The organism is Andreprevotia chitinilytica DSM 18519 (assembly GCF_000711875.1).
Classification (GTDB): Bacteria; Pseudomonadota; Gammaproteobacteria; order Burkholderiales; family Chitinibacteraceae; genus Andreprevotia; species Andreprevotia chitinilytica.
In genome coordinates this window covers 25,887-48,459 of the sequence record NZ_JONM01000027.1, presented here as the reverse complement: position 1 = coordinate 48,459, position 22,573 = coordinate 25,887, and the positions used below count along the sequence as shown (strand labels likewise).

At 62.0% G+C, this 22,573-nt stretch carries 15 protein-coding genes; 2 read left to right on the top strand and 13 right to left on the bottom strand.

The genetic code is table 11. From position 1 onward, the window contains the following. Positions 1 to 237, top strand: a 237-nt coding sequence (locus BR41_RS19515) for a transposase (RefSeq protein ID WP_156970808.1), incomplete at its 5' end; no start/stop codon positions are given. A gap of 218 nt (positions 238 to 455) precedes the next feature. On the opposite strand, the gene BR41_RS19510 is transcribed toward BR41_RS19515, so the two are convergent. The 7 genes from BR41_RS19510 to BR41_RS19490 form a co-directional block, all read right to left on the bottom strand. Further along, complete coding sequence (locus tag BR41_RS19510) at positions 456 to 731, bottom strand: hypothetical protein (protein ID WP_156970807.1); 276 nt, start codon at positions 729 to 731, stop codon at positions 456 to 458. After that, positions 724 to 990 carry a hypothetical protein gene (locus tag BR41_RS24360; RefSeq protein WP_156970806.1) on the bottom strand — a complete coding sequence of 89 codons (267 nt, stop codon included), beginning with the start codon at positions 988 to 990 and terminating at the stop codon, positions 724 to 726. The genes BR41_RS19510 and BR41_RS24360 overlap by 8 nt, the downstream gene beginning before the upstream one ends. Before the next feature lie 1,316 nt (positions 991 to 2,306). Next, positions 2,307 to 3,683 (bottom strand): beta-1,3-glucanase family protein, encoded by a 1,377-nt coding sequence (locus BR41_RS19505; protein WP_035060453.1) that lies wholly within the window; start codon positions 3,681 to 3,683, stop codon positions 2,307 to 2,309. 140 nt (positions 3,684 to 3,823) lie between these two features. After that, a complete protein-coding gene (locus BR41_RS19500) occupies positions 3,824 to 4,573 on the bottom strand; it encodes a protein-tyrosine phosphatase family protein (protein WP_035060450.1) in 750 nt (249 codons plus the stop codon). A gap of 209 nt (positions 4,574 to 4,782) precedes the next feature. Next, on the bottom strand, positions 4,783 to 11,532 hold the full coding sequence (locus tag BR41_RS19495) for a retention module-containing protein (RefSeq protein ID WP_035060446.1): 6,750 nt from the start codon (positions 11,530 to 11,532) through the stop codon (positions 4,783 to 4,785). 146 nt (positions 11,533 to 11,678) lie between these two features. Then, a complete protein-coding gene (locus BR41_RS24355) occupies positions 11,679 to 12,164 on the bottom strand; it encodes a hypothetical protein (protein WP_156970805.1) in 486 nt (161 codons plus the stop codon). Continuing rightward, positions 12,142 to 13,224, bottom strand: a complete 1,083-nt coding sequence (locus tag BR41_RS19490; RefSeq protein WP_035060443.1) for a hypothetical protein — start codon at positions 13,222 to 13,224, stop codon at positions 12,142 to 12,144. The genes BR41_RS24355 and BR41_RS19490 overlap by 23 nt, the downstream gene beginning before the upstream one ends. Positions 13,225 to 13,586: 362 nt before the next feature. Between BR41_RS19490 and BR41_RS19485 the strand changes: the two genes are divergently transcribed. Next, positions 13,587 to 14,783 (top strand): hypothetical protein, encoded by a 1,197-nt coding sequence (locus BR41_RS19485; RefSeq protein ID WP_156970804.1) that lies wholly within the window; start codon positions 13,587 to 13,589, stop codon positions 14,781 to 14,783. A 377-nt stretch (positions 14,784 to 15,160) separates the two neighbouring features. Here the strand turns inward: BR41_RS19485 and BR41_RS19480 are convergent, their stop codons facing one another. From BR41_RS19480 to BR41_RS19455, 6 genes are all read right to left on the bottom strand, one after another. Continuing rightward, entirely contained in the window at positions 15,161 to 15,763 is a 603-nt protein-coding gene (locus BR41_RS19480; protein ID WP_051711406.1) for a response regulator transcription factor, read from the bottom strand. Between the two features lie 14 nt (positions 15,764 to 15,777). Continuing rightward, on the bottom strand, positions 15,778 to 17,148 hold the full coding sequence (locus tag BR41_RS19475) for an HlyD family type I secretion periplasmic adaptor subunit (protein ID WP_051711404.1): 1,371 nt from the start codon (positions 17,146 to 17,148) through the stop codon (positions 15,778 to 15,780). Positions 17,149 to 17,155: 7 nt separating this feature from the next. Beyond that, complete coding sequence (locus tag BR41_RS19470; RefSeq protein WP_035060440.1) at positions 17,156 to 19,306, bottom strand: type I secretion system permease/ATPase; 2,151 nt, start codon at positions 19,304 to 19,306, stop codon at positions 17,156 to 17,158. Positions 19,307 to 19,556: 250 nt separating this feature from the next. Then, positions 19,557 to 20,942, bottom strand: coding sequence for an FAD-binding oxidoreductase (locus BR41_RS19465; protein ID WP_035060437.1), 1,386 nt, complete (start codon positions 20,940 to 20,942; stop codon positions 19,557 to 19,559). Between the two features lie 212 nt (positions 20,943 to 21,154). After that, entirely contained in the window at positions 21,155 to 22,096 is a 942-nt protein-coding gene (locus BR41_RS19460; protein ID WP_035060434.1) for a homoserine kinase, read from the bottom strand. Between the two features lie 131 nt (positions 22,097 to 22,227). After that, positions 22,228 to 22,551, bottom strand: coding sequence for a DUF2782 domain-containing protein (locus tag BR41_RS19455; RefSeq protein ID WP_035060431.1), 324 nt, complete (start codon positions 22,549 to 22,551; stop codon positions 22,228 to 22,230). Positions 22,552 to 22,573: the final 22 nt, after the last annotated feature.

Below are 22,573 nucleotides of genomic sequence, written 5' to 3'. Positions count from 1 at the left end.
GGGCCGTCCCGCCTGTCCAAAGCCGGCCCGGCGCGGGTGCGGGCTGTTCTGTACATGGCGGCGGTGGTGGCGATCCGCTACAACCCGGACATCAAGGCGCACTACGAGCGGCTGCTGGCGCGCGGCAAGGCGAAGAAATCGGCGCTGGGCGCTGCCATGCGCAAGCTGGTGCACCTGTGCTTTGGCGTACTCAAAACACAGAAGCCTTATCAGCCCGATTTTGCGTTCAGTGATTGACGGGCAAGACGGTATCTACGCATTTGCTGAACATTGAAATGAAACGACCTTGGCCGTAGGTTGGGCTAAATGAAATGCAGCCCAACACTCGCCATGCGCGAATCGCCAAGATCGTTGGGCTTCGCTGCGCTCAACACCAACCTACCAAGACCGGCAAAAACTGAAAAGGCCAGCGCGTTTAGCTGCGCTGGCCCACCATCATATCCACCGCACGGTGGTTAACGCCGATCCGTCATCCGATTCGTGGATGGCGTCACGCCAAGCCGCTGCACCGTCTCGTAGCGGGTTGTATCCAGCCCGAAATGCCATTCTTCCGCCAGATAGACGCCAACCCTTGCCAGCGCATGCAGATCAGATTCCGGCTCGGCGATGCCGACCATGGCCCGAAATACGCAGCCTAATTGGGCGATGCGATCCAGGCCGATGTCGGCGATATGGTTGAAATCATCGACAGCAAGCTTGGGCGGGACGGGGATGCGGTGTAGTTCAGCCATGTTGACCACCAATACGCGCATAACGCGTGCTGAGTGAGGCTGTGATGCGACGATCCGTGAACGGCACTTGCATTGCCGAATGGTGTCGCTCGGCCAGCCGGCGTCCATCGCGTGCCAATTGGTAGCCGATGCTGCGCTGGTCGATCAGGGAAGTGAGGATGGTAAAAATCTGATCCAGTTCGGCAAAGCCATCGCGAGCTTGGGCGATGAGATGACCGGGGTCGGGAGGTGCAGGGGTTCCTTGAGGGGTATGTGACATGGTGAGACCTCTTGTGTGTGCGGACTAACCCCGCCCCTTTCGTCGTCAAACGAAGGGGGCGGGCGCAAGGTGGGTTTGACGAACCGGCACACAAGAACCGGCGCACCCGAAGGTGCCCCCACCCCGGCCCGCCACTGAAGACGCACCACGGGTGTTGCAGACAAAAAGCCGCTGAAAGCGGCTGTCCGCTTGTGTGTTCGGGTCGTCAAACCCGGTCGCGCTATTGAACGCGACGCCTTGAAAGTATCCCAGCCGCTCCGGCTTGGTCAAGGCAGCGAGTAGGGCGGGTCGTTTGACCCGCGCAGGGGGATGTATGGCGAGCTCACAACGTTTGCGGGTTACGCCTCCCGGCTAACCCGCACTACGGGGCTTGGTCAATACGGCGACCGCGACAGCACGTAGCCCGGACGGCTTTGCCGGCCGGGGTAGCCATGCAGGCAAGCGCCACAGGCATAAGCAAGTGAACCAACCCCGGCCGGTAAACCGTCCGGGCTACGGAGACTGCTAGCGAGTAGGGCGGGTCGTTTGACTCGCACAGGGGGATGTATGGCGAGCCCACAAAATTTGCGGGTTACGCCTCGCGGCTAACCCGCGCTACGGGGCTTGGTCAATACGGCGACCGCGACAGCACGTAGCCCGGACGGCTTTGCCGGCCGGGGTAGCCATGCAGGCAAGCGCCACAGGCATAAGCAAGTGAACCAACCCCGGCCGGCAAGCCGTCCGGGCTACGGAGACTGCTAGCGGGTAGGGCGGGTCGTTTGACCCGCGCAGGGGAATGTATGGCGAGCCCACAGAATTTGCGGGTTACGCCTCGCGGCTAACCCGCGCTACCAGCGCTCAACCCATCCTACACATGCGGCCTCCCTGATCCATTGGACGGGCACCCCCACTCGACTGACGCCGTCGGGTGGAATTGGGCGGTAGCTGGCCCATTGCTTGGCGTGCGTCCACCAAACACCCCCAAGCGCGCACGTTCCTGCTCGGGCATCCCACCTAAAACCCCCGGCGTCGGATGAAAAACCGCCGGTGACGCACCAAATAGGGGCGTCGCCGGACCTTTGAGCGCCGACGCAGGCCGTTTTTCGCCCGACGACCGAGGTCTAGGGCTCCGGCATTGCCGCTTTTTTATGCGACGCCGGAGCCCTGGCCCCCCGACCTCGGCCCTTTTAACGCCGACGTCGCCCCTATTTGATGCGTCGTCGGAGGGGGAGGGCTCCGGCGTCGGGGGTTTTGGGCGGGACGCCGGCAGTGGCCGGCCCGGCGTCGACGCAAAAAGGCGCGTGGTCGGGCCTCCGCCTGCCGGCAAGCCTGCGCCTTTAACTGCCCATATCCACCGCCGCCCCTTCCAGCGTGATGGTCAGCGTATCCACCTTAGCCGGGTTCAGGCTGGCGAAGACAGCGGCGAAGCGGTCGGAGTAGGCGAAGTTATAAGCCTGCGACAATGGCGCCAGCGTGGCGGCCCACTGGTTGTAGTAGGTGCTGCTTTGCAGGCCGGCGAAGAACTGGCTGCTGGCCAGCCCAAACCACTGCTGGCTGTTGAGCGAGCCCACCATCATCGATTTGCTGCCGCTGTCGACGATGGTGGTGCTGCCTACCGCGCCGATGTTCAGGCCAGAGAACAAGTCTCCGCCTACCCAGCCGTATACATCGTTGCCCGGATTAGTAGAACTGGTCGCGCCATTGAGGTAGTACGGCGTGTTGCCGCCGTAGATGCCGGATGGGTTGGTCAGATCGGCCACCTTGTAAAGCATCGTGGTGGTGCCGCTGATACCGCCCAGTGTGCCGGTGAGGGTGATGTCCAGATTCGCGTCGATGGTGGCGCTGAGGTTGTAGCTTTGCGGGCTGAGCGGGCCGGTGGCTGGCGGATTGGGACCAACGCCGGCGAACTGGCCGGCAATGGTGGCGATCACGCCATTGCCCAGGGTGGGCACGACTGCACCAAGCGTGGTGCCGGGCCCGAAGGTAGTCGCCAAATATTGCAGGTAATCCTGCCAGGTGTCGTACGGCGTGACCGGGATCGATACCGGCTGGATCGGCGGGTAGGAGGACGGCCCGATCAGGCGCGCGAAGGTGGTGCCAGGCACCGGCCCGCTGCCGTACTGCAGGAAGTCGCCGGGCACCAGCGCCGGCAGTGGCGCACCGTCGGTGCCGCCCGGCCCGGTCACGCCCGATACCGGTGGCGTGGTCAGGGGATTGAGTGCATCGAACACGTTCTGCGCGGTGGTGCTGCCCAACAGGCCGGATACCGTCTGCACCGCCGTGCCACTTGAACTGGTGGTGAGCGACAGCGGGATGCTCCAGTAATCGATGCTGGTCAGGTTGGCGACGTCGGCCGGCTGGCCGGTGAAGGTCATTTCCAGCTTGTCATAGCGCAAGTAGAAATTGGGATCGGTGACGGCTTGCGCCGGCTCGTAGCCCGCACCCTCTACCGCCCATTCGGGGCCATAGGCCACGTACACACGGCCGCTGAAGGCGCTGATCGTCACGCCTTTCGGCAGCGCGCTGAGCGCATACCAGTTGCCGTTGAATGGGTAGGTGCCATCGCTGGCGATATTCAGCGGCAGCAGCGCGGTTTGGTCGGAAACGTTCTGAATGGTGAAGCCGGCGTTGGATGCGCCCGGCACGAAGCCGATCGACACCAGGCTATCGTCCACGCCGCTGTTATTGGTGAACTGCACGGTCAATGAAGCCATTGTTCTTCCTCGTTGTTGATTCCACGGTGGCGTTGCGCTGCCGCGGGGGTGTCGTGGCTCGGGCTATGGATCACCCGGCATCAGGCGCTCGACCAAGGCAAGCGCCCGATGAGCCCTTGGTTCATAAGGGGTTAAGCCACTCAGGCCGGATCGGCAGACGGTGCGGGAGTTGGCGTGGGGGATGGTGCGGGCGGGTTGATCACGGTGGCGTAGTAGTACTCCACCAGTTGCTTGTAGGTCGGCTCCCAATGGTGCTTGAACGCCTTGGCACCGTTGGGTGGCCCCTCGGTCAGCACGTCGTTCAGGCTCTTGCCCATGTACTTCATCATGTAGGCCGCGGTCAGGGCGCTGGTGCGGTCATGGCCGTGCTCGCAGTGGTAATAGATCACCGTCTTGGTGGTGGCGTGCAGCAGCGTGTGCAGCAGGACGACCAACTGGGTGAACTTGAATTGGGTCGGCTCCACCAGCGCGCAGTTCGACATGCTGGTACAGCCTTGCACTGGATACCAGATGATGGCGCCCGGATGCCCGGACACGCTGGTGCCGTATTGCGTGGTCAGGTTGAGTTTGGGATCGAGTGCCGGCGGCCAGCTTTGCGGCCACGGGAACGTCGCATCGAATTGGGTGGGGGTGATGCCATAGGCCTTGAACTCGGCCTCCAGCAGTGCCCGCTCGCTGTTGGGGTTGTCATCGATCAGCGGGATGTCGATCAGCTTGTAATGGGTCAGATTGAATGTTCCGCCAATCAGCGCTTGCAGCCGGGTGTTCAGCGCGTCGTAGGCAAAGGTCTTCTCATCCGCCAGCAACGGCTCGTTGCCGCGCACCAGGTAATTGCCATTGACGTGCGTGACGACGAAAGTGCGATCGGGAAGGTAAACAGGGGCGGTCAATTGGCGACTCCTCAGGATGGGTTGCAAACAAATCGCGACGCACCAGCCCGATAAACGGTACCCGGCTGGCGGTACTCATTGTTGATAGCCGATGCCATTGGAATAGCAAATGTCGCCAAGCCCTCCGGGCTGCATGAACCATGAACGTCGTCCTGCCCACAAAAAACCGGCAGGTCAGGCCTGCCGGTTTAACGTCACGCCCACTTTCCTTAACCGTGCTTGAGCAAGTCGTTATCGAGCATGTACTTGATCGCTGCATGCGATGTGTCGTGCCCGGTGTCGATCAGGTCGGCCACGCCTTGCAGCACGATCACCTGCGTAACCGACGTGCCGCCAGCCTTGACCGTGACGGTTGTGCCGGCACCGTTTTCGGTCAGATGCAGGTAGTTATCCAGCACCGTGGCCAAGGCTTCATGGTTGGTGTTGGCCCAGTTGACGCCGGTCAGCAGATCGCGCAGGTCGAGCGCATCGTGCTGGCTGCTATGGAAATCGGTCACGGTATCCTTGGGTGGGGTGACCGAGGTGTGGTCATCCGGCAGCCATTTGAAGACGTTCGCGCCCAATCCGCCCGTCAAGGTTTCATCGCCTTCGCCGCCGATCAGGATGTCGTTGGCCGCGCTGCCGATCAGCGTGTCGTGGCCTCCGCCTGCCAGCGCGGTATGGGTCGAATCGCCCACCAACAGGCCCGCGTTCTGCTCGGTGATATGGAACACGCCCGTGGTCGAATCACCATCACCGTCATGCGCGGTGAAGGCGAACGGCAGATCCCTGGCGTGCGCGTCGTCATACAAGTAGGTGGTCAACGAGTTGATCCGCACCGATGTGTCCGCCCCGGCGCTCAGATCGACGTGATCGAGGAATAGGCCGGTTGGCGAGGTGATCTTGAACGTGCCGTGGTCGAGACTCGCTGCCGTTACCGTGCCGGATGTAGCGGAGCCATCGGTGAAATGCGCCGTCCAGGTCACCGTCCAGTCGCTGTGTTCGCCGACGTCGGCTACGCCGATCTTGGCCGCGTACATGAGGTCCGGAATGCCGTGGCCCACCGTGCTCGCACCCGTGGCATCGAACTTCAGGTGCATCGTTTCACCGGTCTGGAACAGGTTGTTGCCTACCCCGATGCCTTGTGCGCTCGGGTTGATCTCGTCCGAGCCGGTGATCTTCACGACCCAATCCTTGGCGCTTTCCACCGAACCGAACGAGCCATCGAGATACACGTAGTAAGCCGGTTCAGGGCCACCGGCGTGCACATCGGCTTGCAGGCCAGAACTGACGACCGAGAGATCGAGCAATCTGGATTGATCAAACAGGTAGGTGCCATCCGCGAGCGCGGACAAGGTGAATACCGTGTCCTCACCCGCCTTGGCGGTCAGCACGCTATGGTCGGCGGACAAGCTGTACGTCACTGCATCGCCTTCCGACGTCAACCCGGTGGGCGGCGTACCGCTCAAGGTCACGTGTGCGCCGATGTTGTCCGCGCCGATGCTGGCGAGCGTGCCAGCCAGCACGGTATCGGCGGTGTTCTGCACCAGGCCGTTGGTGATCATGGCAACCGGCGCATCGTCCTCGACGTTGACCGTGAGCGTGGACGTGGCGGTGGGGTTATTCATGCCATCGTCCACCGTGACGCCGACGGCAAAGCTCGTCGTGACTTCCGTGCCTGCCGGCTGGTCGATCGGTCCTCCCAGCGTTACTTGATAACCACCGTGGGTATCGGTTTGCGCAATGTGGATGACTTCCTGACCGTGCGCCGTACCGATCAATACACCGGTGCCCGCGCCCGACCAGACAATGGCCTCGCCGCCTGAAGTCAGTGCACTGCTCGGCGCGGCGAACTTGAGGCTGAAGGTGGTCGAATCCACATCCGTAATCGCAAAGTGGCCGGACATGACGGCAACGTCGGTCGCATCCGCTGGCGTATCCGGATTGCCATGCGGCAATGCTTCCTCGGAGAGGGTGACGTTGCTTTCCGCCTGCACCACCGGCGCATCGCTCGTCCCCAGCACCGTGATATCGACCACCCCGTGCCCGGAGCCATCGACACTCGTGACCGCGAAGTGCAACAACACGCTGGCGCCGGTGCCCAAGGCTTCGACCGTCGGGCTACTGTCGTTGAGGGTGAAGCGCCACGTGCCATCCGCGTTGGCGACAAAGGTGCCGTACTCATTCGTCACCGTGGTGGGGGTCAGCGCAGCTTCGGCGTGTTCGTCGTCGGTCACGGTCACATGACCGGTGGCGACCAATCCGGCCGATGAGCCGACGTTGTCATCGTCAGCCCCACCCTTGTCACCTTCCGAATTGCCGTCTTTGTCGCCCTCATCGCTGCCGTCCTTACCTTCGTCGTCGCCGCCTTCTTTATCACCATTGCTGCTGTCTTCCCTGACCACGCCGGAATCGCTGCTCACCGTGCTGACATCGCTGCTGCCCTGCACGGTGATCGATACCGTGCCGTGGCCGGTGCCATCGACGCTGGTGACGTCGAAGTTGAGCGCCACGCTATCTTCCGAGGTCAGCGCTTGCACCACCGCGCTGTCATTGTTGAGGGTGAAGCTCCACGTGCCGTCGGCATTGGCGGTGAAGGTGCCGTAATCGTTGGTGACCGTGGTCGGCGTCAGCGCCGATTCGGCCTGCTCGTCGTCGGTTACGACCACGTGGCCGGTGGCAACGGTTTCAGCCGGCGTATCTTCCGTGACCACGCCGGAGTCGTTACTCACCGCGCTGACATCGCTGATGCCCTGCACGGTGATCGATACCGTGCCGTGACCGGTGCCATCGACGCTGGTGACGTCGAAGTTAAGCGCCACACTATCTTCCGAAGTCAGCGCTTGCACCTGCGGGCTGTCGTTGTTGAGGGTGAAGCTCCACGTACCGTCCGCATTGGCGGTGAAGGTGCCATAGTCGTTGGTGACCGTGGTCGGCGTCAGCGCCAATTCGGCGTGCTCGTCGTCGGTCACGAAGACTTGACCCGTAGCGACGGTTTCAGCCGGCGTATCTTCCGTGACCACGCCGGAGTCATCGCTCACCGTGCTGACATCGCTGGTGCCCAGCACCGTGATGTCGACGGTGCTGTGGCCGGTGCCATCGACGCTGGTCACATCGAAATGCAGCGATGCGCTGTCGTTTTCAGCCAGCGCCTGCACCTGCGGGCTGTCGTTGTTGATGGTGAAAGTCCAGTCGCCATTGGCGTCGGCATGGAAGGTGCCGTAGTCATTGGTGACCGTTTGCGGCACCAGCAGCGATTGGCCGTGGTCGAGGTCCGTCACGGTCAGGTGACCGTTCGCCACGCTTTGATCCGGCGTGTCTTCCTTGACCACGCCAGAACCCACGTCTTCCGAGCCCTGGCCGACCACCGCGATATCGTTCACGCCGGTGATGGTGATGCTGACGTCTTGGGTGGCGATACCGCCGTGATGGTCGTCGACCTGCACGGTGAAGGTCTCGGTGGCTTTTTCATCCTGCGCAAGCGCCTGCGCGGCGTTGTTATCCAGCAGGAAAGTCCACTTGCCGGTGTCGTCGACACTGAAGCTGCCATAGGTGGCGTGATCCGGTCCGACCACGCTCCAGCTATGCGTGTCGTGGATATCGACATCCGTTTCGGTGAGCTGGCCGGACACCGTGATGGGGGCTGGCGTTGGCGGTGGCAGGAATTGGCCTTCGCCTTCGAAAAGGGTGGGTTGGAAATCGTCCGCATCCGGCGCGCCGTTATCTTCCGTGACCGCGCCAGTGTGTTCACCGCTGATCACCGGCACATCGTTGGTACCCAACACGGTGATCTCGACCGAGCCATGACCGGTGCCATCGACACTGGTGACCGGGAAGCTGAAGCTGGTGCTTTCGTCCGCACCCAGCTGTTGCACCAGCGAGCTGTCGTTGTTGATGGTGAAGCTCCAGTCGCCATTGGCATCGGCATGGAACGTCCCGTAGTCGTTGGTGACCGTGGTCGGCGTCAGCGCAGACTGCCCGTGGTCGAGGTCCGTCACGGTCAAGTGACCGTTCGCCACGCTTTGCTCCGGCGTATCTTCCTTGACCACACCAGAACCCACGTCTTCCGAACCTTGGCCGACCACGGCGATATCGTTCACGCCAGTGATGGTGATGGTGACGTCCTGCGTGGCGATGCCGCCGTGATGGTCGTCGACCTGCACGGTGAAGGTCTCGGTGGCTTTTTCATCCTGCGCAAGCGCCTGCGCGGCGTTGTTATCCAGCAGGAAAGTCCACTTGCCGGTGTCGTCGACACTGAAGCTGCCATAGGTGGCGTGATCCGGTCCGACCACGCTCCAGCTATGTGTGTCGTGGATGTCGACATCCGTTTCGGTGAGCTGGCCGGACACCGTGATGGGAGCCGGCGTTGGCGGTGGCACGAACTGGCCTTCACCTTCGCCTTCGAAAAGGGTAGGTTTGAAATCGTCCGCATCCGGCGCGCCGTTATCTTCCGTCACCGCGCCAGTGTGTTCGCCGCTGATCACCGGTACATCGTTGGTGCCTAGTACGGTAACAGTGACGAAGCCATGACCGGTGCCGTCGACACTGGTGACCGGGAAGCTGAAACTGGTGCTTTCGTCCGCACCCAGCTGTTGCACCAGCGAGCTGTCGTTGTTGATGGTGAAGCTCCAGTCGCCATTGGCATCAGCGTGGAACGTCCCGTAGTCGTTGGTGACCGATTGCGGCACCAGCAGCGATTGGCCGTGGTCAGGATCAGTCACGGTCAGGTGACCATTCGCCACGCTTTGATCCGGCGTATCTTCCTTGACCACACCAAATCCCACATCGTCCTTGCCGTGGCCGACCACGGCGATATCGTTCACGCCGGTGATGGTGATGGTGACGTCTTGCGTGGCGATGCCGCCGTGATGGTCATCGACTTGCACCGTGAACGTCTCGGTGGCTTTCTCATCCTGCGCAAGCGCTTGTGCTGCGTTGTTGTCCAGCACGAACGTCCACTTGCCGGTGTCATCGACGCTAAAGCTGCCATAGGTGGCATGATCCGGGCCGACCACGCTCCAGCTATGCGTGTCGTGGATATCGACATCCGTTTCAGTAAGCTGGCCGGACACCGTGATGGGAGCCGGCGTTGGCGGTGGCAGGAACGGGCCTTCGCCTTCGAAGAGGGTAGGTTGGAAATCGTCCGCATCCGGCGCGCCGTTATCTTCCGTGACCGCACCGATGTGTTCGCCACTGATCACCGGCACATCGTTGGTGCCGAGTACGGTGATCGATACCGTGCCATGACCAGTGCCATCGACGCTCGTCACCGGGAAGCTGAAGCTGGTGCTTTCATCCGCACCCAGCTGTTGCACCAGCGGGCTGGCGTTGTTGATGGTGAAGCTCCAGCTGCCATCCGCATGGGCAGTGAAGGTGCCGTAATCGTTGGTGACCGTGGTCGGGATCAGCGCGGCTTGGCCGTGATCGACATCGGTAACAGTCAGATGGCCGCTGGCAACGGTTTCGGCCGGCGTGTCTTCCTTGACCACACCGGAACCCACGTCGTCTGCACCTTGGCCGACGACGGCGATGTCGTTCGTACCCAGCACCGTGATGCTGACCGTGCCGTGGCCGGTGCCATCGACACTGGTCACATCAAAGCTGAGCGGCACGCTGTCGCCCTCGGCCAGTGCCTGCACCACCGGGCTGCCGTTGTTGATGGTGAAGCTCCAGGTGCCATCGGCATGGGCGGTGAAGGTACCGTAGTCGTTGGTGACCGTGGTCGGAATCAGCGCAGCCTGATCATGATCGACGTCGGTCACGATGACGTGACCACTGGCAACGGCTTCCGTCGGCGTGTCTTCCTTCACGACGCCAGCATCATTGGTCACCGTGGCAATGTCATTGGTGCCCAGCACCGTGATGCTGACCGTACCGTGACCGGTGCCATCGACACTGGTCACATCGAAGGTGAGCGGCACGCTATCGCCCGCCGCGAGGGCTTGCACGATCGGGCTGGCGTTGTTGATGGTGAAAGTCCAATCGCCATTGGCATCGACATGGAAGGTGCCGTAGTCATTGGTGACGGTATTGGGAATGGCTACCGCCTGGCCGACGTCCGCATCGGTCACGACCACATGACCGCTGGCAACGGTTTGTGCCGGCGTATCTTCCTTGACCACACCCGCATCATTGGTCACGGTGGCCACGTCATTGACCGGCGTGACGATGAGATCGACCGTCGCGGTCGACGTGTTGCCGTGGCCGTCGCTGATGGTGTAGGTAAAGCTGGCCGCGCCGTTGAAGTTGGCGTCCGGCGTAAAGATCACGTGGCCAGTGGTATCGAGCGCCACCGTGCCGTGCGTTGCGCCTTGCACGCTGACGATGGTCAGCGTGTCGCCATCCGGATCAGAGTCGTTGGCCAGCAAGACAATCGGCGCGATGCTCAGCGGCGTGTCTTCCGGCGTGGTCAGCTTATCGCCCTCGGCATCGGGCACCGCATTGTCGTTCACGGCCGTGGGTGCCTGATTCGGCTGCCCGGTGACGGTGTTCAGCGCCAGACCATTGGCCGATGGGCCTGCCCCACCGTTAAAGTCGAACGATACCCCGCCGGCGCTTTCATCAATCCGGGTCAGTTGTATGAAGGTGTGGCCGCTGTTCGCGCCAGCATCCGCCCCGCCCCCGCCCAAACCGGCCGCCGCGGATTCCAGTTGCGTAGACAGGTCACCGCCTTGCGCAATGATCTGCGACACCTGCGCGGCAGCACTTTGATCCAGCGACTTGAGCGCCGCATCGACCGTATCGACCGGCGTCATCCCCAGGAATTGGGCATCCAGCAACACCGAGCGATCGGGCCCGATGTCCTGCGTTGTGCCGTTGGGCATCAACAACGCGGCATCGCTGCCCGGATCGGTCACCAGCACCTGATCCTGATGAATGACATCGCCCGGCTTGAGTTCGGTGACATGGCCCGCTGCATCGCGGATGAACACGTGACCGTTAAGGCGAACCAGAGTGGCTTGAGCAGCTGGGGTGGCCATGATGAACTCCGCACAGGCAGATAGGGACGCTTCCAGCTTATGCGTGTGACATGGCGGAAAATATTGTACGGAAGTACAGGAAAACTGCCGTTGGGCGGGTGGGGAGGCGCTGTAGGCGGAAAGACGCCCGTAGGATCGGGCCTTGTTTAATCTGGTTTGCCGAATGGGTATGGGGGTGGGTTGAGGATTGCTGCTCCTACAGAGCCCAAACAATTAGGACTTTGTTGAGCGAAGCCAAAGGTCAGCTTGCTTGTCTCAAATGAAGCAACATAGACAATTTCAGAGTCAGGAGCATTCGGGCGAGGAGTTTCTATCACAGGTAGTCTTCCATACCGCAGCCAAACTTCTTCACGAGTAATGCACACCCCGGAGATATTGAAGTACCCAAATATTTCTATCCTGTTTCCGTTGCTGGCAATGCGGCCTGGAGAGATCGTAACGCTCCCCGGCAGCCGTATCACTTCAAACACAAAGTTGCGCCAATATTTATTTCTCTTATTCAAAATGAGCGCGCCCGTCACCTGCTCAATTTGTTGGATATTTTGTGCTGCAATGGCAGCATGAAATGAATCAACAAAGTCGAAGACTCTTTTCTTTGCTGCAGTGATATCAATGTCCACAGCATCGGTCATAGTCGTCTCCGTAATAGGTTTCATAGGATAGGCCCGAGCCAGAAGCATTTTCGTCTCGGCGGTAGATATTGCCAATTGCCTCTCTTGCTGCGGGGGCATTACCTGTTCGTTTGTATCGATCATACGCGGCGTTGTATCCAGAAATATTCGCGTTTCGCCCGGCAATACCGATATCAACACCAGAGTCAGCAAGAATTTCACGTTGGACCTCAATATTTTTGAGAGTAGCGGCACCCTCATTGTCTAACTTGCCGTTGATATATTTCTCTCGGTTGGAAACGTCAGCCTCCAGGGGATATAAGGCGTGGCCAACTTCATGAGATAAAACCTGCACAGCAGATATGGGACTCCCTTGCAAGCTGCCATCTAAAACAATTTCCTTACGCTCATACCTCATCCACGACCCTCTTCCCGAGGCCCCATATCGTATGTCCCACCCTTCCCCCAACAGCGCCCGCAAATCCCGCTGCAACGTCGCCGACGACACCGCCAACTGATCCACCTCATCCCCCAACCCCGTCACCACCGGCCGTCTGGCGGCCTTGGCAACCCTGATTGCCTCTTGCACCAAATCCGGCAAGTCGTCGTAGGGCGCGGGGTTCTTGGGCATGTTGGGGTCGGTCAGCCGGGTCGGCCACGGGCTGGAATCGCGGCGGGGAATGGGTGGCGGCCAGTTCGCCAGCGGGTTCAGATGACGGTACAGGACGGCGTGGAGGCCGGCTTGCAGGTCGTGCGCGGCGGCAAGCGAGGGCTTCCAGTCGTCTGCGCCCATGCGTGGACGTTGCGATTCGTCATGGGGTGATTTGTTGGCGGCGAGCTTGAACGGGGGGTTTTCCTTGCGCAGGAAGAGCGGATTGCGGGCGGTGGTGTCGCTCAAATAGAAGATTTGCCCGCTGGCGAGTTGCTCGACCAATTCGTGGTCGTTGAGATGGCTGCACGTGTGGTCGAAGGTGTTGCGGGCCGCAACTGCGATGCTGAAAAGCGGCAGGTGCCGAGGATCTTCGACGCGCGGATAGAGGTGGGGGGTGAGTCGGTCAGCGCGGATGAGGGTAGCGGGCAAGGCGCAATCCGGATCGGGGAGAAAACGGGATGCGCCAGCTTAGTAAAGGGTGTCGAGCGTGACTTCAGACAACTCTGAGCAAGTGGAATGTTCACGCGGTTTGGCGTTTAGCTCGAACCCAAACTTGAACCACAGAGAACACAGAGTTGTAGGGCGGAACACCCAAAGGGCGTTCCGCCGTATCTCACCATGTTGCGTCGAAGGTGCGGCGCAATGCCCTACGGGTATTGCGCCCTACGCGCTGACCCTAAGGCTTTAACCCTACGGCTTCCCAGTTGTGCTGCCCTGCGAGCGACAGTAGCCTTTGGCAAAGAACGGCATTGCTTGCCTCGTCACAAGACAGTTTCACCCGAAGGAAAGAAATGCCACCGGCACTGAATACCACGTCCCATGCCCGCTTCATCGCGATCGCCTTCCTGTGCGCAGGCATCGCCGCCTGCGGCGGAGGCGGGTCGTCGTCGACAAGCCCCGACGCGACGGCCGCGTCGGCGCCAACGCCAACGCCATCGTCTGCACCGTCGATTAACACAGCGCTTGGCTTGCCCAATCGGCTTCTCGGCGGCTTGGGCGCCGGCAACGCGATCTCGGACATGACGAGCCAGCAGATTCACCCGGACATCATCGATACGTACCTTGTAGGGGTGGGCAGCGGTTCATGGCCGACATGGAACAGCCCCGCCGGGAGCTATGTCACCTATGTCTCCGCGAACGACAAGGCCATCGGCGCCGTGCCCATGTTCACGCTGTACCAGATGGCCGCCAACGGCGACGGAAACATCAGCGGCATCAACGACGCGACGTTCATGGCCAGCTACTGGGCACAAGCCAAGTTGATGTACCAGAAGATTGGCGCGACGGGCCAAGCCACGCTGGTCAACCTCGAACCGGACTTTTGGGGCTACGTCCAGGCAACGGCACCCGGCGGCGACCCTGCAAAGTTACCGGCACGCGTGAGCATGACGACGGAATGCGCGAGCCAACCGGATACCGCCGCAGGCATTGCGGGATGCCTGTTGACGCTCGGGCGGACCTACGCGCCCAAGGCGAAGATCGGGTTTCCGCCGTCCTTCTTCGGACAAGATGCAACCAGTGTCGGCACCTTCATGGCGAAACTTGGTGCAGACAAGGCCGACTTCATCGTGGCGCAGACGAGCGATCGTGATGCCGGTTGCATGGAAATCGCATCGCCAGTGTCTGAGTGTGCGGGGCGCGGCAATGGACCGTTCTACTGGGACGAAAACAACGTCACGACACCCAACTACAGTCAGAGCCTTGCCAAATGGAGCACCACGCGAAGCATCCTCGGCAATCTGCCCATATTGTTTTGGCAAACGCCGATGGGGGTGCCCTCGACAACCTCCGGTGGCAGTCCCGGCCACTACCGGGACAACCATGTCCACTACATGCTCACACACCCGACGCAGTACACCGCCATCGGTGTGTTTGCGATCGTATTCAGTGGCGGCGGAAGTACCTCGGCAAACATCACGACAGATGGCGGACAGTTCGCGCGCCTGTTCCAAGCCTACTTGACTAGCCCTGCTCCGTTGCCCCGGTGAGGGTGTTGAACGGTACGAATCGGCAGATCCTTAGCTCGGATGGGAATGGGTCTATCCAATAAACCAGACAGATATGGGGCAGGTTACGGCAGCGCCGTAGGGCGGAACACCCAGAGGGCATTCCGCCGTATCTCACAAGGTTGCGTCGAAGGTGCTTCAGACAACGCTGAGCGAGTGGAATGTTCACGCCATTGTGAAATGTAGCCCGGACGGCTTTGCCGGCCGGGGGGACCGTCACAAGGAGCATTGCCCCCAGCCGGGACCCGTTCACAAGCGCCGTAGCGCGGGTTAGCCAAAGGCGTAACCCGCGATCTCCCATCGACTCGCACATCGCTCCGCGCGGGTCAAACGACCCGCCCTATGGGACTGCAGGCCCATCACCGAATCCCATTCACCTTCAGCGCCAGCTGCAGCCGATCCGCCACGTGCAGCTTGGCGAGCAAGGCGGTGAGGTGGGCTTTGACGGTACGTTCGGTGATATCGAGCGCGCGGGCGATGTCTTTGTTGGATGCGCCGATCGCCACCAGCCGCGCCACTTCGGCCTCGCGGTCGGTGACGTGGGCTTGCCAGTCGCCGGGTTCCGGCACGTCGTTACGCGTCATGGTCTGGATCAGCTGCTGCAGCACCACCGGCCCGACCCACGCACCGCCGTCGGCCACCACTTCCAGTACCTGATGCCAGAACTCGACCGGCGCATAGGCGTGGCCGTAGCCGCGGGCGCCGGCTTGCAGGGCGCGCAGGTTTTCCAGATCGCTGGGCATGCTGCTGCCGATGACGATATGGCGGGTCGACGTCCACAAGCGCCAGTGCGGGTCATCCAGCGGCGGCAGGCCGGGCAGCGCCAGATCGACCAGCGCGAGCGGACCGGCTTCGCTGGGGCGCAGGGCGGCGCAAACGTCGAAGTTCTCGGCGGCGTGTCGCCAGTGGGTGACCAGCACCGGATCGATGGTGACGAGGGTGAGGGGCGAATGATTGACCACGGCTCATGGCTCCATCACCGCTCCGTCAGCGCGTTGGCCTTGGCGCGCAGCACCGGTTTGAGCAGGTAGGTCAGGATGGAGCGCTTGCCGGTGAGGATGTCCACCTCGGCGACCATGCCGGGGATGATGGGCAGCTTCTTTTCGCCGATGAAGGCGTTCTTGGTGCGCACGCGAACGACGTAGAAGGCGTTGCCTTTGTCGTCGGTCACGGTGTCGGCCGAGATGTGTTCCAGCGTGGCGTCCAGCCCGCCGTAGGTGGCGAAGTCATAGGCGGTGAACTTGACCAGCGCTTTTTCGCCGGGATGCAGGAAAGCGATATCGCGCGGCAGGATGCGCGCTTCGAGCAATAGCGCGTCGTCGGTCGGCACGATCTCGATCACGTCCTTGCCGGGCTGCACCACACCACCCACGGTGTTGAAAAACAGCGTCTTGACCGTGCCGCGCACCGGCGAGCGGATGTCGGAAAGCGTGACCCGATCCTGCAGCCCTACGCTGCCGGCGGTCAGGCTGGCCAGCTTGCCCAGCGTTTCGGACAACTCCGCCTTGGCCAGATTGCGGAAGGTGAGCTCAACCTCGCTGATCTTGGCGCTGGCTTCGGCGATGGCCGACTGGATGCGTGGCAATTGGGCGGCGGCCGAATCGCGCTCGCCGCGAAAACGCGCCAGATCGCGCTCCAGCCGCAGGATATCGACATCCGATACCGCGCCGCTCTTGAGCAGCGGCCGGGTGGCTTCCAGCTCTTTCACGGTCAGATCGTAGCTTTGCGCCGCCTGATCGCGCCGGGCGCGCACTTCATACATTTCCTGACTGTGCTGCGCGAACTGCTGCCGCGCCACGCCGATGCTGGCATCGAGTTCGGCGCGCTTGGAGAAATACAGCGATTGCTCCTGCGGAATCAGGCTGGGCGCTTCGGCGACCACTTCGGGCGGCGGCTCGAACGGCTTGCCGCTCGCCACCGCATCCAGCCGCGCCGCCTTGGCCTTGAGCGACAGGTATTGGGCGCGGTTTTCCTTCAGCGACGACATGAAGCGTGTCTGGTCGAGCTTGAGCAACATCTGCCCTTTTTCGACCTGTTGACCTTCCTGCACCAGGATCTGCAAGACCACGCCGCCGTCGAGACTCTGCACGATCTGCACCTGCCGGGACGGGATGACCTTGCCTTCGCCACGCGCCACTTCGTCGATCGGCGATAAGCCGGCCCAGAGCAACAAGGCGCCTAACGCGGCGGCGGCGAGCCAGATCAGCGTGCTGGCGCCACGCGGCTCCTGCTGGGCGATGGCCCAGTCGGCATCCCCGATGAAATCGCCTTCGTGCCACGGGTCTGCCGCTTCCGGCCCCCACAGCAGGCGGCTGAACCAGACCGAGATGCGCGTTCGCTTGACCATCTCATCCTCACTCGCCGCGTCCGACCCGGCCTTGCTTGAGCGCCTCGACCACCAGTTCCTTGGGGCCGTCGGCCACGATGGCCCCGTTGTCGAGCACGATCAGGCGGTCGACCAGATCGAGCAGCGAGGTGCGGTGTGTCACCAGCAGCATGGTTTTGCCGGAGATATACGGCCGTAGCCGCACTTTCAGCCGTTCTTCCGACAGGTGATCCATCGAGCTGGTCGGCTCATCGAGCAGCAGGATGGCCGGATCGCTGAGCACGGCCCGCGCCAGCGATACCGCCTGGCGCTGCCCGCCGGAGAGCGATTCGCCGCGCTCGCCGATCAGCATTTCGTAACCATGCGGATGGGCGTCGGCAAAGTCGCTCACGCCAGCCAACTGCGCGGCGGCCAGTGTCATTTCGTCATCGGCGAACGGTGCGCCCATGGCGACGTTATCGCGCAGGCTGCCGTAGAACAGGATCGGGTCTTGCGGCGCGTGGCCGATGTGGCGGCGCAGGTCGGCCGGATCGAGCTGGCGGCAATCGATGCCGTCGATCAGCACCGCGCCTTCGTCGGGTTGATAGAGCCCGAGCACCAGTTTCTCCAGCGTGGTCTTCCCCGAGCCCACCCGACCGATCACCGCGACTTTTTCGCCCGGCCGGATGCGCAAAGAGATGCCCTTGAGCACTGGCGGGTTGTCGCCATAGGCAAAGGTCACATTGCGGAATTCGATGCCGCCTTGCATGTGCTCGTGCAACAACAGGCTGGCATCGGTCGGCCGCTCGATCGGCAGCTTCATGTAGGTCTCGATGCTGGAGAGCGACGTGCGCGCATTCTGGTACTGCAGCAACAGGCCAGCCACCTGACCGAACGGCGCCATCACCCGGCTGGAGAGCATGGTGGCGGCGATGATGCCGCCGAGCGAGAGCTGGTTGTCGGTCAGCAGATACACGCCGGCGATCACGGTGATGACGTTGACCCATTGCGTGACAGTCGAAGTGAAGTTGACCGTGGTGGTCGATAGCAGCTTGAGCCGGCTGCTGACCTGCGCCAGGAACAGCGAGGTATGTTCCCAGCGACGCTGGAAGGTCGATTCCGCCTGCTGGGTCTTGACGGTCTCGATGCCGGCCACGCTTTCCACCAGCGTGGCGTTGCGCTGGGCGCTGGCGCGTTGGCTGATCTCGACCAGCTCGTGCATCTTGCCCTGGGTCAGCCAGGTGAACACGATGACGATGACCATGCCGGTGATCGGCGTGACCAGCAGCCACGGCGACAGCCACATCAGTACCAGCAGGAAAAGCAAGACGAACGGCATGTCGATCAGGGCGGTGATCGAGGCCGAGGCGATGAAATCACGCACCGATTCGAAGCTATGCAGATTGGCGACGAAAGAGCCGACCGATGCCGGCCGGTTGGCCATGCGGATGCCCAGCACGCGCTCCATGATCAGCGCCGACAAGGTCACGTCGATACGCTTGGAGGCCAGATCGACGATATAGCCGCGCACGGTGCGCAGGGTGAAATCGAACGACATCACCATGACCGCGCCGATGGCGAGCACCCACAGCGTTTCCACCGCGTGATTCGGCACCACGCGGTCGTACACATTCATGGAATACAGCGGCAGGGCCAGCGCGAAGGTGTTGATCAGCAGCGCCGCCAGCAACCCATCGCGATAGAGCCGCCAGTTGGCCAGCACCACGCTCCAGAACCAATGATGGGTGCGGGCGGAGGTCAGCTCCGGCGCACGCGCCTCGAAACGGAAGCGGGGTCGCACGAAGATCGCGATGCCGCTGTAGCGGGCAACCAGCACATCATGCGCAATCGTTTCGGCGCTCTCGCCAGCTTCGGGCCAGCGCACGCGGGCGCTGCCATCCGGCAGCCATTCGAGCAGGATGCAGGCTTGTTTATCCTTGAGCAGCAGAATCGCCGGCAACAACCTTGGCGGCAGACCATCCAGCGAGCGCCGCGTCAACCGCGCCGCCAGCCCGGCCCGCGCTGCCGCACGTGGCAGCAAAGAGGGCGTGAGCAAGTTCTCGACCAGCGGCAGGCCGGCGATCAGCTCCGCACGTGTCCACGCCTGCCCGTGGATCCGGGTCAGTTCGACGAGGCAATCCGCCAGTGGATCAACATGCAGTTGATGCGGGCCGATGCCCCACTCGCCAGGATGAGTCACGCTTGCCTTTCCTCCCCCAAGTTGAAGCGCGTTGCAGCAAATTGGATTGAATTGGAGTGAACAGCTGGGCGAATAGCGAAATGAATCGCGGCGTCGCAACGCCAATAACCCGCCTTGCTACCCGGTCACGGTAGCAAGGGCGGGCACGACTCATCTGTTGTTAGCACATCTTGAAAGGTAGAGGCTTACAGTGACGACCGGCGGAGGGAAGTCGGGGGTGAGGGGTGAAAGCGCAGGGGCGAATCGCTGCTTACAAAACCTTGCCCGGGTTCATGATCCCTTGCGGGTCGAACAACTTCTTCAGCGCCCGCATCAGTTCCATCTCCACGTCCGATCTGAATTGCGGCAACAGATCGCGTTTGAGCTGGCCGATGCCGTGTTCGGCACTGATGGTGCCGTGGTAGCGCTCGACCACCTTGTAGACGCAGGCGTTGACCTGCGGCTCGACCTCGTAGGCTGCTTTGCTGACGTCATCGCGGAACAGGTTGTAGTGCAGATTGCCGTCGCCGACATGGCCAAAGGCGACGATGTCGGCATCCGCGTAAGCCGCCTTGAGTGCCGTCTCGGCTTCCTTGAGGAACGCCGGAATGGCGGAGATCGGCACGGCGATATCGTGCTTGATCGAGACGCCGCGCCGCTTTTGCGCTTCCGGAATCGCTTCGCGCCAGGCCCAGAAGCCGGCCGCCTGCTCTGGCGATTGGGCAACTTGTGCAGCATCGGCGAGACCCAGGCTCAGCAAAGCTTGCGCCAAACGGACACGCAAATCGGCCGAATCGCCAGCATCGGACAGCTCCAGCAGCACGCACCACGCTGGCAAGGTGACGAACGGCGCGGGCAGCTCCGGGCAATGTTCGGCGATCAGCTCCCAGCAACGGCGCGAGATCAGCTCGAACGAGGTCACGCGATCGCCGGCGGTCGTTTGCAGGTTGCGCAACAGGTCGATGGCGGCTTGCACGTCCGTCACCGGCACCAGCGCAGTCGCGACGGCGGTCGGCCGGTTGTTGAGCCGCAGCACGGCCTTGGTGATCACGCCGAGCGTGCCTTCGGAGCCGACGAACAATTGCTTGAGGTCATAACCGCTGCTGTCTTTGCGCAGGCCACGCAAACTATCCAGCACGCGGCCATCCGGCAAGACGGCTTCCAGCCCCAGCGTCTGCTCGCGCATATTGCCGTAGTGCAGCACATTGAGACCGCCGGCATTGGTGCCCAGCGCACCGCCGATCCGCACTCGGCCATCCACCGCCCAGTGCGCCGCCAGCAAGCGATTGGCATCCGCCGCCGCCTTGCGGGCATCGAGCAGCGTGCAGCCGGCTTCGACGGTGATGGTGTTGTTGCCGGCATCGACTTCCAGCACCCGGTTCATCCGCTCCAGCGAGACGACCAGCGCATTGCCGTGGCGATCCGGCGTGGCCGCACCACACAGGCTGGTGTTGCCCCCCTGCGGCACGACCGGAATGCGCTGCTCGCTGGCGAGGGTGAGCACATCGGCCACATCACGGGTCGAGCGCGGCAGAACGACGGCGAGCGCCGTGCCTTGGTAGCGTTTGCGTTGATCCAGCAGGTAAGGCGCGGCGGCTTCGCCGGTGAGGACGGCATCCTGACCAAGCAGGCTTCTGAGGGCATCGAGGGCGTTCATGGTGGGTCCGGCTTTAGCAATCAAACTAGAAGAAAAGAGCCTGTTCCGCTTTCTCCCCTCGCCCACTTGTGGGAGAGGGGCCGGGGGTGAGGGTCGTACAAGCTGCAGCTTCCCTTGCAAGCACCCTCTCCCTAACCCTCTCCCACTTAATAGCTGAGCAAGGCTTTAGCCTTGCACGCGAGGGCGAGGGGACTAGAAAGCTCAAACAGCCGCTAAGCAATCCAGAAATCCTTCCGCGCCGCATGCTTGCTCAACACGAGCTGGAAGTGGCGGGGGTCTTTGGCGAAGGTCAATTCACCAGCCGCCGGCTTGTAAAAGTCATACAAGCGCGACGTCCAGAAGCGGATCGCGGCAGCGCGCAGCATCAGCGGCCAGGCGTCGATTTCCTCGGCGGTAAACGGGCGCACGCTGCGATAACCGTCGAGCAGGGCACGAGCGCGCGTCGCGTCGATATCGCCGCCGTTCAGCACACACCAATCGTTGAGCGTGATCGCCACGTCGTACAGCAGCACGTCGTTGCAGGCGTAGTAGAAATCGATGAAACCGCCGACTTTATCGCCTTCCATCAACACGTTGTCGCGGAACAGATCGGCATGGACCACGCCGGATGGCAGCTGGTCATAGCGATGCTTGGCTTGCAACGCCAGCTCGTCCTTCAGCAGTTGCGCTGCGTCGGGTGGCATGAAGGAATACACCTGCGCGGCGGTATGCGCCCACCATGCCGGGCCGCGCGGATTCTCCATCCGGCCTTGATAGCCATGCGCGGCAAGGTGCATCTGAGCCAGCATTTCACCGACTTGGCCGCACTGCACAGCGCTGGGGCTATCGACGACCGAGCCGGGCAGGCAATTGACCAGCAACGTGGGCCGGCCGTTGAGCGTGTCGACGTATTCGTCGTTGAAGTTGGCGATCGGCGCAGCGGAGGCAATGCCGTGGTGCGCCAGATGCGCCAGCAGGTTCACGTAGAACGGCAGCTCGTCGGCCTTGAGTGTTTCGAACAAGGTCAGCACGTAGCGGCCGTGCGTGGTGGTCAGGAAGTAGTTGGTATTGGTGATGCCGGCTGCGATGCCTTTGAGCTCGACCAGCGAACCGATGGCGTAGCGCTTGAGGAAGGGCGCCAGATCTTCCGGCGTAACGGTGGTGAAAACGGACATTTCTGACTCGGACTGGGTGATTCGGACAGGAAGGTGGAGGAAAAGCGCCGGACGATCAAGTACATCAAGAATATTCTGACTCGCAAACGGGTTTACCGATGAGGCAAAGCCCCACCGGCATCACCCGTTCATTACCATTCGAACAGCACCCATTGCGGCGGCGAGATCAGCGGCTGGCCCATTTCACGGCGAGTGAACTGGCCTTTGCCTTCGCGATCGACCAGGTAGTACGGCGGGCCGACCTTGGGGGTGACTTTCATCATGTAGAGCTTGCCGTGCATGCGGTATTCGGCCACGGTCGCATCCTTCTTTTCGATGATGCGCACTTCCGCCCCATTGTCGTCGCCTTCCGGAGCCGCGTTGGCAGGCATGGGCGGTGGTGGCGGGGCTTCGGCGGCCTGCAGAATTTGCGGCAACGCCAGCAACGCGGCGAGCAACAGGTGACGGGTAAACATGATGGGCTCCTTCCGGATGCTT